Annotated in this window: 14 protein-coding genes and 2 tRNA genes; 10 read left to right on the forward strand and 6 right to left on the reverse strand. The window is 31.7% G+C overall.

Features of this window, described 5'->3' with window-relative positions; translation table 11 throughout:
* The first annotated feature begins 31 nt into the window (after positions 1 to 31).
* Positions 32 to 874, forward strand: coding sequence for a leucine-rich repeat domain-containing protein (locus QLQ95_RS12920; RefSeq protein ID WP_095928659.1), 843 nt, complete (start codon positions 32 to 34; stop codon positions 872 to 874).
* Positions 875 to 1,134: 260 nt separating this feature from the next.
* Complete coding sequence (locus QLQ95_RS12925) at positions 1,135 to 1,440, forward strand: hypothetical protein (protein WP_095928660.1); 306 nt, start codon at positions 1,135 to 1,137, stop codon at positions 1,438 to 1,440.
* A gap of 74 nt (positions 1,441 to 1,514) precedes the next feature.
* Here the strand turns inward: QLQ95_RS12925 and QLQ95_RS12930 are convergent, their stop codons facing one another.
* Complete coding sequence (locus QLQ95_RS12930) at positions 1,515 to 2,771, reverse strand: PQQ-binding-like beta-propeller repeat protein (protein ID WP_253251764.1); 1,257 nt, start codon at positions 2,769 to 2,771, stop codon at positions 1,515 to 1,517.
* Between the two features lie 168 nt (positions 2,772 to 2,939).
* Positions 2,940 to 3,011, reverse strand: a tRNA-Glu gene (locus tag QLQ95_RS12935).
* A 747-nt stretch (positions 3,012 to 3,758) separates the two neighbouring features.
* On the opposite strand from QLQ95_RS12935, the gene QLQ95_RS12940 reads away from it, so the two are divergent.
* The 7 genes from QLQ95_RS12940 (at position 3,759) to QLQ95_RS12970 (ending at position 9,668) form a co-directional block, all read left to right on the forward strand.
* On the forward strand, positions 3,759 to 4,136 hold the full coding sequence (locus QLQ95_RS12940; RefSeq protein ID WP_482500224.1) for a nuclear transport factor 2 family protein: 378 nt from the start codon (positions 3,759 to 3,761) through the stop codon (positions 4,134 to 4,136).
* Positions 4,137 to 4,182: 46 nt separating this feature from the next.
* Positions 4,183 to 4,461 carry a hypothetical protein gene (locus QLQ95_RS12945; protein WP_095928666.1) on the forward strand — a complete coding sequence of 93 codons (279 nt, stop codon included), beginning with the start codon at positions 4,183 to 4,185 and terminating at the stop codon, positions 4,459 to 4,461.
* 443 nt (positions 4,462 to 4,904) lie between these two features.
* The gene (locus tag QLQ95_RS12950; protein WP_095928667.1) at positions 4,905 to 5,738 is read left to right on the forward strand and encodes a helix-turn-helix domain-containing protein; all 834 of its coding nucleotides are present in this window, start codon (positions 4,905 to 4,907) and stop codon (positions 5,736 to 5,738) included.
* A gap of 152 nt (positions 5,739 to 5,890) precedes the next feature.
* Entirely contained in the window at positions 5,891 to 7,258 is a 1,368-nt protein-coding gene (locus QLQ95_RS12955) for a serine hydrolase domain-containing protein (RefSeq protein ID WP_482500225.1), read from the forward strand.
* Between the two features lie 279 nt (positions 7,259 to 7,537).
* Positions 7,538 to 8,068 (forward strand): DUF6985 domain-containing protein, encoded by a 531-nt coding sequence (locus QLQ95_RS12960; RefSeq protein WP_095928669.1) that lies wholly within the window; start codon positions 7,538 to 7,540, stop codon positions 8,066 to 8,068.
* 148 nt (positions 8,069 to 8,216) lie between these two features.
* Positions 8,217 to 8,567, forward strand: a complete 351-nt coding sequence (locus tag QLQ95_RS12965) for a hypothetical protein (protein WP_141248124.1) — start codon at positions 8,217 to 8,219, stop codon at positions 8,565 to 8,567.
* A gap of 348 nt (positions 8,568 to 8,915) precedes the next feature.
* On the forward strand, positions 8,916 to 9,668 hold the full coding sequence (locus QLQ95_RS12970) for a hypothetical protein (RefSeq protein ID WP_482500226.1): 753 nt from the start codon (positions 8,916 to 8,918) through the stop codon (positions 9,666 to 9,668).
* A gap of 147 nt (positions 9,669 to 9,815) precedes the next feature.
* Here the strand turns inward: QLQ95_RS12970 and QLQ95_RS12975 are convergent.
* The 3 genes from QLQ95_RS12975 to QLQ95_RS12985 all read right to left on the reverse strand — a co-directional run bounded on the left by QLQ95_RS12975 (position 9,816) and on the right by QLQ95_RS12985 (position 12,029).
* Positions 9,816 to 9,888, reverse strand: a tRNA-Met gene (locus QLQ95_RS12975).
* Between the two features lie 34 nt (positions 9,889 to 9,922).
* Positions 9,923 to 10,504, reverse strand: a complete 582-nt coding sequence (locus tag QLQ95_RS12980; protein ID WP_482500227.1) for a DUF4269 domain-containing protein — start codon at positions 10,502 to 10,504, stop codon at positions 9,923 to 9,925.
* Positions 10,497 to 12,029, reverse strand: a complete 1,533-nt coding sequence (locus QLQ95_RS12985) for a glycosyltransferase family 39 protein (protein ID WP_428238042.1) — start codon at positions 12,027 to 12,029, stop codon at positions 10,497 to 10,499. The genes QLQ95_RS12980 and QLQ95_RS12985 overlap by 8 nt, the downstream gene beginning before the upstream one ends.
* A 230-nt stretch (positions 12,030 to 12,259) precedes the next feature.
* Here QLQ95_RS12985 and QLQ95_RS12990 point away from each other — a divergent pair, with 230 nt between their 5' ends.
* Complete coding sequence (locus tag QLQ95_RS12990; RefSeq protein ID WP_095928673.1) at positions 12,260 to 12,679, forward strand: hypothetical protein; 420 nt, start codon at positions 12,260 to 12,262, stop codon at positions 12,677 to 12,679.
* A gap of 67 nt (positions 12,680 to 12,746) precedes the next feature.
* Here the strand turns inward: QLQ95_RS12990 and QLQ95_RS12995 are convergent, their stop codons facing one another.
* Positions 12,747 to 13,295, reverse strand: coding sequence for a DUF4494 domain-containing protein (locus QLQ95_RS12995; RefSeq protein WP_250833945.1), 549 nt, complete (start codon positions 13,293 to 13,295; stop codon positions 12,747 to 12,749).
* Positions 13,296 to 13,526 lie beyond the last annotated feature (231 nt).

A 13,526-nucleotide genomic window follows, 5' to 3' on the forward strand; every position in this document is an offset into this window, starting at 1 on the left:
TTTTACACAAGTAACAAATCCCAAATCTGTTATGAAAATTTTAATTACTCTTTCTTTATTATTTGCTTTTTCGCTAAACGTTTTGGCAGATACCATTTCGGATAAAGAAAAAGAAGCGCTTGTAAAATTGTACCATGCAACAAATGGTTTGCAATGGAAAAACAAATGGGACTTAAGTCTGTCTGTTTCTACTTGGTACGGTGTTAAAGCCGAAAACGGAAAAGTGGTCGCGCTCAATTTGGCAGATAATAATCTGCAGGGAGAATTGCCTGAAGCTTTTTACGATCTTGTGAATTTAGAATCGCTGAATCTGGAAAAAAATAAAATTGAAGGAAGTTTGTCTTCTGCCATTTTTAATCTGAAAGAGTTAGAAATGCTTAATATTGCCGATAATAAATTATCAGGAGCAATTCCATCTTCGATTTGCCAGTTGACTAAATTGAAAGATTTGGAGCTTTTTATGAATAAGATATCTGGAGAGCTTCCGTCGGAAATTGGAAAACTAAATCAGTTAGAAATTTTAGCTGTTTGCAATAATGAATTAAACGGAAAACTGCCTGTTTCGATTTATAAAATTTCTGGTCTAAAAGTATTGCTGCTGAATAATAATAAGCTGTCGGGAAATTTGACAAATGAAATTATTAATTGGAATGTATTAGAAAATTTTAGTTTATTTGACAATGAATTTTCAGGCGCAATTCCGCAAGAAATTGAAAAGCTTAACAAGCTTGAAGAATTGAATCTTTCGTACAATAAATTTACAGGCGAGGTTTCAAAAAAGACAGCATTATTAGATGCTTTGAATATGACCATGATAGACGAAAATGGAAATCCGTTTTTATTAGAAATAAACCAAGAAAATAAATTACAATAATTACCCAAAATTAATCGATGCTTATGAATGAATTTTACACTCGTTAAACAAGTTGATTAAATATATTTAGTTAATTGCCAAAACCGTAATTCGTTACGGTTTTCTGGTTTCTAGAGGTTTCGTCTTTTTGAAAAAATAACATTTAATTTAGAATTGAATTCTTTATGTTTGCCTAAATTTTTATAACTTTAATATAAGTATCCGGAGAACCAAAAACCGATTAACCAACGGCATTACTAATCACTTAATAAGAAGAAATTATGACACTGCAATATCAAGGAGAACAGTACGGAAAACCAACCACTTTTACAATTAGAATTATTGGTAATAACTTATCAAAAAGCAGTTCCAACTACCAGGTTGATCTTTTGGTAGGAGATAAAAAACTGCCGACTTTTACAAGTGAAATTCACCAAAGTCTTTCTAATTGTTTAAAAGAAATTTACTTGTTTAGAAAATATAACGGAATCACATTCAATGAATCGTCAGAGAAAATAGTTTCGCTTTATGTTGCTTATGATAAAGTTTTGTACAACTATAATAAATATGCTTTGTTTAGAGCGTAAATTTTTCTCAAAAGAGTATAAAAAAGACCATTTGAAAAAATGGTCTTTTTTTTATTTCAAAAAGCAGCAAGCTATTATCGAATTATCTTTAAATAAGCGCTATATGGATCGTCTTTAAGTGAGGTACGCATGTAGTATACGTTTTCGTCTTTTTCTTTTAAATCAAACTGAATTAAGCCTGCATCGCAATAATAGTAAAGTAGGTTGTCATCAGCAGGAAATTCTATATTGGAAATTGGCAGTGTAGTTAGTTTTTCTTCAAATGCAATTTCACCGTTTGATAAGTCCAGTTCAAAAAGCTTCTTTTTGCGAGTGTATCCCCAAAGATTATCAACTTCTTTAACGATGTATTCCACATTATCGCCTTTAAAATCTGTTTTCCAAAGCTGAGTTCCTGTTTTAGAATCAACAGCATAGATAGAAGAAACTTCTGGCCCTTGCGCTGCAAAATATAGCTTTTTGTCGTGGCATACTATACGTTCCTTAACGTTATTCTGGTTTTCTTCTATTTTAAACTGCCACAAAACATCAAGGCTATTTGGTTTTAAAGCATACAGCCAATTTTTATCGCCTGCTATAAAAACACTTTCGCCATCTGTAACTGGTTTCCCGGTCATGGTTTCATCAAAGCTTTTTTGGTAAAGTAATTTTCCTGTATTAGCCTCAAAACAATATACATTTGTTCCGCTTTGGGTAAAGATCTTATTATCGAAAAAAAGTGGCTCAATATCGTTGTTTGGAGTGTCTAATTTGTAGTTCCAAGCCAAGCTGCCATCTTTTAAATCTAAAGCGTATAAATTACTGCTCTGATTTTGATTTTGAGCAGTTATAAAAAGTTTTCCGTTAGCTATAATCGGAGTTTGGTCTTTTAGAACAATCTGGTCTGTAATGTTTCCTATTCTAGATTTCCAGAAAATAGTTCCTGTTCCATTATCTACTGCGTAAATTTCTCCATTAATAAACGGAATATACACAACTCCGTCATGAATGGTTATTTTGTTGGCGCACATCTCTGTGTGGGCATCTGAAGCTTTTACTGTCCAAACAATGCTTTCGACTTCCAGATCCCATGAAAAAAGCGAACCGTCGTAATCGTAAATTAAAATTGAGGTATCGTCTAGAGAAATCTTTTTAAGCGGTTTTAGAGATTTATTAGTAACAGCTTCTTCTGCAGGTAATTTGCTGTTGGTGTAGTTGGTTTTGCTGGCGGGCGCTTGTCCAGACATATTTGCAAAGGCGAATACAAATAAAAGGGCTATTAATTTGTGTTTCATTTTAAGATTTGGGTTGATTTTCTGATTGTGTTTGTAATCTGAAATTACTTCATTCATAACTTCTTGTTTGCTTTGTTATTGTGTTTGCTGTATTTGTGTCTTTATTAATTGCCAATTTGTAGGTTTTGTGCGCTTTTAATACTGTTCTAAAATCCTCAAACATTTAAAGAAGTAAATATAAACAAAAAAAGCTCCAGATTTCTCTGAAGCTTTTGTCTTAGTAAGTAGTCCGTGGGGGAATCGAACCCCCCTTACCAGGATGAAAACCTGGCGTCCTAACCGATAGACGAACGGACCTGCTTTGCTATTGCGGGTGCAAAAGTGCAACTATTTTTGAGATGTACAAAGCATTTTGAGAAAAATTTTTAATTTTTTTTTGATGGAAAACCATTTTGGACGATCAGTATTGGCATGTTAATCGAGTTAGTTGTTTTGTATTTGTTTGATTAATAAATTGTTGTTGTGAGGTTGTGTGGGCGAAATGTTCGTTTTTTAAGTGAAAAATAATTTTTAAAAATATTGAAAAATTTTATTTTTGAGAGAATATTCTTCTATGCTTTTATTGTGTTTTATGTTTTAATGAAGGGAAGAATAATCATGTTTTCTGAGATAGTTCCGATACTTCGACACTTAAAGCTTTAGAAATTCTAATAACTTTATCGATACCCATAATTTGTTTGCCTAACATATATCTTCTTAAAGCTTCAATATCTAAATTAGAATCGCTCGCTAAATGTCTAACTTTTAGTTTTTTTCTTTAATAATCTCATTTATATTATTTCCAACAATCTTTAGAGATTCAGGAACTTCTTTCTTTCTCATTTTTTCATATTGTTTGAACCTGAAAATTATGAGTTAGTAATTAAAAAAATCGTAGCACGAGCCAGACGCTCACGCCAACAGTTGATAGATCCTAAATCCATTTCGTTTGATTAAGATGATTATTAAGAAGCTTTTTTACGAAATTAAATCTATGTTAAAAGAGCACCTTTATTTCAATATTAATGTGAAATTTGTGAAATGTCTAATTAACAACGAGATAATATGGAAGGGCAAATTATAGAATTGGAAAAAAAATACTGGCACGGAGTTGAAAATAATGACTATGAAACGGTAAGAAACCTAACGCTGTTTCCTTGCATAGTTGCCGGGAAAAATGGCATTCAGAGTATCAGCGAGACTGAGTTCAAAAATATGTTCGACTCTGGGCAAACCAATAAAATAAAAGTGCTGAACATCTATGATGTAAAAGAAAAACTAATTGCCGAAAACACTGCGGTAATAGGATATCGTCTCGATTTTGAGATAGTAGATCAAAGTCATAAAGAACCTATAAAGTGTGTCTGCACTTCTACTTGGATAAAAGAAAACAGCAAGTGGGCGTGTGTGATGCATACTGAAACAGAATTGGAAAAGAATTAGCCCAATGGTAGATATCTTTAGATCTTTACAAGAGACATTAAAATTAATGGCAATTCCAAACCATATTAGCATTAATGAAAGGGATGATTTAATTAGATTTAATTTAGAAGAATTAGAGGGTGATTTTTATACCTTTCTGAATCCTATTAATCTCAATAAGTTGCATTCAGAAAACTTGATTGATGGTGATATTAAATTTAAATTGGAACAATTATTTATTCTTTTACAAGATATTGAGAGTAAAGATTGGAACACTGAATCTTTTTTGACTAACCCAAAATGGTTTGTAATACGTAATCTGGCTAAAGAAGTAACCCAGTATTAAATAATATTTAGACTGCTAATTTGAGCGTAATGCTCTTGAAGGCAATGGATATAACAGTTTTAATGATAGTTCTAAAAAAAGCTTCAGAGAAATCTGGAGCTTTTGTATTGGTAGTGAGGACAGTACTCGAATCGGCATCCGTCGTGGCGGATATAAGCCCAACGAACTGTTAGGATTTAAAATAAAAAAACATCAGCTTTTTTAAGTGGTATTTTTCTTAGTAGCGGGAAGCATTCAAACATCTAACTAGATTATCTTTGATTATTATGATTTTTAAAAATGAACACCTTAACTTTTTTCTCTTCTTTTTGTTTGCATAACCACATTTATAAAATAAGTTAGGAGTAATTTTAGTGAACCAAACGGCAAACGGTAAAAGATTTGTCAATGCATAACAAATTTAAAGTCTCGTTGACAGCTGGTGAATCCAATTTTTATAAACTATGAAAATAAAAGTTTATTCCCCTTTAAATCCTTTGCTTAAAAAATACATAGAGTGTATTTATATACTCACGCATACATCTAAAGAAAACCCCGCCCAATATATAACCTTCCCATCTATTTTTACCATTGTATCAATAAGTGAAAAATCAAAAACTATTAATAAAGGAAATAAGTTAATAATTGGGCAATGCGATGACAATAAGATTGAAACAAATTTGGTTTCTAATTTCAATAAGCCGGTGTATGTTCAATACGAAGGAGAAATAAAAGAAATTACTATCTATTTTAAGCCGTTAGCTATTAATTCATTTTTGGAGCATGAATTAAGCCACTATAATAGTTCAAATTTTTCTGAATTTTCACCTTTTAAAGATTATAGAAAAGCTATGATTGAAATTCTTTCCTTGCAAAATGATACCGAAAAAATTCAAGCTGTTGAAAGTTATTGGTTATCCAAATTAATAGGGTTTCAGCATGATTTTCTTGAAACTATTTTGTCTGAAATTATGTGTGAAGAAAATGATGCTTTAACGATTACAGAACTATGTAAAAAAAATGCTATTTCACGTACAACGCTAAACAAACACTTTGGCAGGCATATCTGCAAAACTCCATCTCAATTCAAAAAGATACTAAGATTTCGAAATGCGGTTAATAAATACTCATCAAACAATACAAGAAACAGCTTAACGGATATTGCATATAGTGTTGATTATTTTGACCAGTCCCATATGATAAGAGAATTCAAATCATTGACAGGGTTCTCTCCTAAAGTTTTTTTTGAAAAAACAACTGCGCTAGAAAGAAAACAAGTACACTGGCTGTTTTTATAGGTTTACATTTATACAATTTTTCGTTTTATGGTTAAAGTAGTTTTGTCTCTTTAATCATAAAATGATACCATATGACAACCCGTCAAATATATTTTATTATATCGATCTTCTTTATATCGCTTTTGCAACCTATCGCGGTCCAATCACAAAATTTGGAAAGTGTAGTTTATCCGATAAGGTCTTACTTAGAAAATCTTGAAAAAGAGAATAACTTAAGTGGGGTTGTTCTTATTGCAAAAAATGGCAAACCAATATATAGGGAAGCATTTGGTTTTGCCAATTTGCCAGACAGTATAAAAAATAAGCCAGACACAAAGTTCAACTTAGCTTCTATAAACAAGATGTTTACAGCAATAGCGATTATGCAATTGGTAGAATCGGGCAAAATTTCGCTTCAAGACAAAGTAGGCAAATATCTTGCAGGTTATCCCAATAAAACTGTTGCCGACTCTGTAACAATCCACCAATTGTTAACGCACACTTCGGGAATGAACAGTTTTTGGGAGGAATACGATAAGCTTGCAAAAGAAAAATTCAAAACGGTTTCTGATTACCTTCCATTGTTTGTCAATAAAAAACTAGCCTTTGCCCCAGGTACCAGCTTCTCGTATAGCAATTCTGGATACATGGTTTTAGGATTAATCATAGAAAAGGTGTCGGCTCAAAATTATTTTGATTACGTAAAAGAATATATATACAAACCTTCAAAAATGATTAATACTGATGCTTACGAATTGGATAATGCTATTCCAAATTTAGCTACTGGCTATACAATGTCATTAGAGGAACCAGGACAATGGAAAAATAATATTTTCGTAAATTTATTAAAAGGAACTCCTGCTGGTGGCGGCTATTCAACCGTTGACGATTTGCTGAGTTTTGCCAATGCTTTACAAAACGGTCGTTTGCTTAGTAAAGAAAATATTGCTCTTTGTACATCGGGTAAAGTGAAGTATAGAGAAGGAATGTATGGATATGGATTTGAAGAAAACAAAATAAACGGGCACCGAATTTTTGGACATACCGGTGGGCATGATGGTATTGCTTGTGAACTAATGATTTATCCGGATTTGGGCTATACTGTTATTATTCTAACAAATGGAGAAGTCGAAAATTATTGGGAAGTAAGTAATCTAATTAAAAAACAATTAGTGGGTTCAGCACCATCAATTGACAATTTTTTTTATACTAAAGATATAATTAAGATAGTATGCAATAAAGGTTATGAAGCTGGAATTAGAGAAGTAGAACGCAATTCGAAGAAGTATTCATTAAGAGAAAATCTTATTGAAAGATATGGTTGTAAGCTATTGTTCGAAAAAAAGACGAATCAGGCAATAGATTTATTTAAGTTAAATAATCACCTTTTTCCAGACTCCACCTATGGGTATTATTATATAAGTGAGGCATATAGGTTTTCAGGTCAAAAAAAACAAGCGATTGAATATCTAAAGTTATACATTGAAAAAGAGCCAGAAGACAAGGATGCTAAATTAAAATATAAATTGCTAATGAAATAGCTAGTCCAATCTCCGAAGAATTCCTCATGAAAAGCTGCGCAAATGTCTCTGACTTTGCGCTTTTTTTTGCCATATTGAATACAAACGTCTCAAAAGTTTCCCGACTTTTTTTCGTTCATCTCTTGTTAGAAGTTTTGTTTTAACGTCAGAGACTTTGAGGTGCTTATGTTTTTTAGATATATTTGTTTTGAGTAGCGCAAAGTCAGAGACATTTGCGCAGCACTGATGAAGAAGATTTTGCGGAACACGAAATAATTAACTCAAACTTTAAAACTATAAATGAGCACACAAGAAATATTTGATGAATGGCATAGAAGAGAATATCCAAGTCAATATATTTGGGAAAATTATACGTATCCAAATTTCGGAATTAGTGATGATCAATTAGTGTGCAGATTGCCAATTAGAATTTTTAATTGTGATAATTGTCAATTAATAATTGATAATGAAGAGATTTCAGAAATCCATAAATCAACAATTGAATATATTGTTAGAAATCAAGAATCATTTATAGAAGACATCCGAAAAGGTATTTTTGATTATTATACATTTCTATGGAACGATTACTTGAATGAATTTGAAGATGATAATAAATATCCTAATCCAATGAATAAGGATGCTCAAATTATTGATTTAATGATAAAACCAAAAGCAATTCATATGGCAGGAAAAATAGATGAAGGTTATTTTGGAATCTGTTTCAATTCGACATTTGAAGGAGATCACGGACTTGGGATAGAAATGAGAAATTACAAAGTGAAAAATGTAGGAGCCGAATCTGTTGGGTTTAATTTGCACTCTGTGGAATAATTCAATGAATAAAATATAAATTGTTGCTATTTAAATTTAAAATATGCTAAAGGTTAAAGCTCTTCTTTTTTTTGCTCTTTTAATTATTTTTTTTTCGTGCGATAAATTGGATACGAGAGAGTTGCTTTTAAAAAATAATTCAGAGAAAGTGATATTTGGTATCCTGTCAGGAAATGATAGTATGAATGATGGATCATTTTATTATGAGTACAAAGATGACTTTTCTGAAAGTAAAAGAGGAGATTATGATGCGCCTTTTGTTTTTGAGGAAATTAAAAAAGGGCAAATAATTGCGAATTCTGATAGACCTCGATATTGGAACAATTACTTTAATTCATTAGAAGATAAACAGGCAAGATTATTCATTGTTGAAAAAGATAGTGTAGATAAGTATGGATGGAAAACAATTTTCAGTAAAAATATTTATAGTAAAAAATATCTCTTCACAATTGAAGATTTAGATAATCTGAACTGGACAATTACTTATAAAGGGAAGTAAGTAACAGTTTTGATATTTCTTAAATTTTTTACCTGCTAGTGTTAGTCATCCCGCTCGTGAACACAACGAATATAAAAGTTTCAACAATAGTTCAAAAAACAAAAAAGCTCCAGATTTCTCTGAAGCTTTATCTTAGTAGCCCTAACGGGACAATTTTCGAACCGTGTAGTAGATGATTTGAAGAATCTAGTATATAAAATATAAAGTTTTACTTTGAAACTACGAAAAAGAATATGCACAGAAGTTGTAAATAAATACTTTAAGAGGTTCACTTTTTTGCTGATAGATCTAAATTATTATATAATTTATGTTTTTTAAAAGTTTATTTTTGAATAAGAATTATTACAAATGAAAAAATCAATGATAACATTAGTGTTAATTATTTTAGCAAGTTTCGTTCCTGGGGTCTTAGCTGTTAGGCAGTATTATGAAGCAAAAGAATCGGAAAGATTAAGCGATATAGCTAAAGATAGTTTGAATGTAAAGATTGATAAATTAAATGCTTCTAATGATGAACTAAAAGAACAATTGGCTATTTTGCTAAAGGATAATTTAGAACTCTCACGTCAATTGACGAAAACTGCTTTAAAATTAAATGATAATGTAGTAGGTAGTGGTACTTTAGATGTTGATTTAGCTATTATGGCAGTAAATAATTTTTGCTTTAATTTTAAAAATAACACTGATTTACCAGTAAACAATGTGCACATACATATTTATGATTATGCGGAATTACGTAAATGTGAGGTGTTAAACGAAACTGATGATTATGTTTCTTTTGACTCAAAATGTTTAATTGGTTCTGTTCAAGTGATCAATGGAATAACATTAAATCCAAAGAGCGGGATTTCTACAATAGATCAAATACGTTCATTTACATCTGACTTTATGAAATATGCAATTCTTATTCAAACAAGAAAAGAAAAACAATGGTATTTTTGTGTATATAAGATTGTTGGTGGAGAATTAAAGAAATCATATAGAGTTTATGATTTGATTGATAATAAATTTCATTTTAAAAGTGAATTCAATCAACTTAGTTTGCCTAGTAATTATTGGAAGGATAATTTTTATATAAAAGAAATTAAAATTAAAAATTAATTAATACTTTCCCACGCTATCCGAAGAGTTCTTATGAAAAGCTGTACGAATGTCTCTGACTTTGCACCCGTAATCTAAATCAGGTATTATTTTATAAACCTAAAATAAACAAAAAAGCTCCAGATTTCTCTGAAGCTTTTGTCTTAGTAGCGGGAACAGGACTCGAACCTGTGACCTTCGGGTTATGAGCCCGACGAGCTGCCTACTGCTCTATCCCGCGATGTTTCGGGTGCAAAGATACACACTAAATACGGTTATGCAAACAATTTTAGTACTTTATTTTTTATAATTTTCAGAAAAGACGTTTTTTCTTGCAATTTGAAATCCAGTAATTCTTGGTAAACGTTTCCGTTTAAGCCTAATAGCAAGCCAAATGCTGGTTCGGTTTTTATGCCACTTTCTTTCAGTTTTATGATCTCCAATCTAAAGTTTTCGTCTTTTGAGCTTAGAATTTGGTGCTCAATGAACATATGCCTGTAACCATTTTGAAGTTCGGTTGGAATATTTTGTCCAAAGATTTCTATTTCGAAAGTCTCAATAAAGAAGTTTGCCACAACAGATTCATGGTTATCAATCACAATTTCTTGAATGGTAAAATTGCTTTCTTTTTCGAATAAAGATTTAATCCTTTCAATAAAATCAACTTTGCTTTTCCAGTAGCAGGCAATATCCAAATCGCTATTTTCAATATCAATATTTATCGGAATCGTGCCAACCAAAATAGGATCAAACTCAGTAAGGTTTTCCAAAACTCTATGTTTAGTCAAAACATGAAATGCGGCTTGCTGTTTTAGATTTCCAGTTTCTAAATACGATAGGTCCTTGAAATTAATCATTTATAATAGCGCTTTTTACTTCGTTGATTTCTTGTTGTAATCTTTTATTGATATCGATTTTAGCATTCGTGAACACAAAAATCGTAGCTCCGTATTCTCTAGCATATTGATTAGTTATCTGACCGCCAATTGTTGCCGTTGCAAAATACGGACTCGTTTCTTTAAGTTCTTCATTGTTTTCGTCATATTCCTTAACGCGAATCAGGTTTTTGTATGGAATGCTAAGATCAAACCAGTTCAAATAATCGGCATTGAAGGAAACCGCTTTGATTCCTTTTTTAGAATAAAAATTAATCGCTCCCGCTTGTCCGTAATTATCGCAGAGCACAATGGTTTCTTTTTGGTTGGGCGACAATGCATAAAGCGAATCTGTTTTTCTGGCCAATTCTTTCCAGCCGAGCATATCGGCAAAATCCTGTGGAAGATGATGGTCTTTTCCGTCTTCCCAGCGCAGCATTCCCATTTTTTTGTATTTCTCAGGATGCGCCACTATATATTCTGGACTTTTATTAGGAAAAGCCATTTCGTACATCGGAATAAAAAACAATAAGGGCAGTGCTATAAATACAGGTTTTAAATATCGTTTCCATCCGTTGTTTAAAATTTGAGATAGAAAAACAGAGCCAAAAGCAATATAAATTGGATATAGGCCAATTACATAATACGATTTTGCTTTAAAGTAAATAAAGATCAGCATTGTAAAAACGAAAGAGGTAAAAAAGAGCCTGTATTTTTGAAAAGGTTTATACAATAAAACCGCAAAAAGTCCAGTCAAAATAACCAATAATCCGCCAATAAAAAATAGAATTTGATCTTTTACAAAATCACCTAAATCAACATTAACCAATTGCGTTTCGGCCAATTCCTTCATGTGATGCACAATTGGAAAATGATTGCTGTATTGCCAATAAAGGTTAGGAAGAACTAGAATTAATCCTAAAATAAGAGCAAAGTAGAATTCTTTTTTTGCGAGTATTTTTCGCTGTTTAGAAATTAAAATAGCAGGAATTAATCCGAGTAACAAAAACACTATATTGTATTTGTTCAAGAAACCCAAAGCGAAAATTACGCCTGCCCAATAAAACCATTTTTTATTTTCTAAAGTCAGGTATTGTAGTAAAACATAATAAAATGCAGTCCAGCATAAAACATCAAATGAGTTTGGCTGATAAAGCATATTTAAACGCAGTAAACATGAAAATAAAACACATAAAGCACCAAGAATTAACGCATAAAGATTGCCTTTTAAAAGTTCGATAGCTTTCCAGACAATCAAAAGTGTCAAAGCGCCAAATAGAGCAGGGAAGAACTTAATCCAAAAAATCGAATTTCCAAGCAGTAAAATGATATACGAAAACCAAGAGGTAAGTGGCGGAACAGACAAATATCCCCAAGCCAAATGATTTGCTTGATCCAGATGCAGATATTCGTCGCGCTGCAAATCGTATTCTGGGCTAACTAAAACATATTGTAGGATAAATTTTAAAACTATAAATCCGAATAAAATTAGGTTTCTTTTGGTCATATAGATTCTGGTTTCTTAGGTTTTTTGACTTTGGTGCTGTAAGTGGTTTTAAATCAACGCGCAATTCTGTAGCTAAGATAGGACTTATTTTGATTTATGAAGATTTGCAATGTTTCTTGCTGAAATAGTATAAAGTACAGGTTTTTAGATGTTTATGATTTTAAAATGTCAGATGAATTCACATTTTTATTACCTTTAGTATCAAGCAAATAACTTTAAAAGAAAATACCATGAAAAAGAAATTATTGATTTTAGCTGTCTTTTTAGGGACAATTTCATTTGCAAATGCACAAAGCATAGGAGACGTGACAAAAGCAGCCAGTAAGGCATCGACAACAGCAGTACCTGCTTTTGATGTTGCTAGTGTCGCAAATCAGGTTATGGGCGTACTATCTCCAAAATTGAAATTAACCGAAGCTCAAAAACCGGTTGTGAATTCGTTGGTAAATGAAACGCTAAATAAAAAGAAAAACATTTTGCCTACAATGGCTACTGACAAAGCAGGTTATACTTCTAAAATGACCAACACTAGAGAGTCTTTTATAGCCAAAATGAAAAAGAATATAAGTCCAACACAATTTGATGCGCTTACGTCTTTACTGCCAAAATCGGCTTCGGCAGTAACGCCATTGGCAAAAATGCTTTATTGAAATAGTCTAAAATAAAAAAGCTTCAGACCATTCTGAAGCTTTTCGTTTTTTTTTGCATTTTAGTATATTACTCCTCTACAGCCGTTTCAAATTCCATGTGATCGATCATTTCTGCCTCTGGTTTTTCTGGCTTAGACGCTTTCAAAGCGTTGAATCTTTCCAGCATTTCTGATTCGCCTTCTTCACCGCTGAAATAAGGAAAAACATCCATAATTGCCGTTTCTGAAATGGCCGGAATAGAATATTCGCCCATTGTATTTTTCATGATGTGAAGTGTATTGTCAAAGGCTTCGCGAACATCATTTGCTTGAACGAGCATATACATGCTTGTTTTTCTTTCCTTACCGCTTTCTTCATCATAAGCAATTAAGGTGATTTTAGATTTAAACCATCTGTCTGCATTCTCAAAAGGATGAATTTCGGCATAATTTGCCACTTTGATAGCCGTGATTTTAAATTCTTCACTTGTATACGCGGCCATTTCTTCGGTCATTCTTTTTTCAGCTTCTGTATAAGACAAAGCATCAACCAAATAGGGCTCGGTTAAAACTTTTTGTCCTCCAGTTTCATCTGTCTTTCTATATTTTACTTTGCATTCGTACCAAGTTGCGCTCATCTCTTTTTAAATTTTAAGGATGCCAAAGATAAATCTTACTGCAAAATAAATAGTTAAATCTTCAAATAGATATTCACAATTTTAGATGATTTTTGCTAATGTTTTGAAATTCTGAAAGTTGTGTTTTTAATGGTGAATATGATTTGTAATCACATTCATTCTTTTCTATTTTGATTAAAATAAAAAATAATTCAAGCCTATTTTTAATTTAAATATTTGTAATTCAGTTGC

The organism is Flavobacterium sp. B330r (assembly GCF_056824325.1).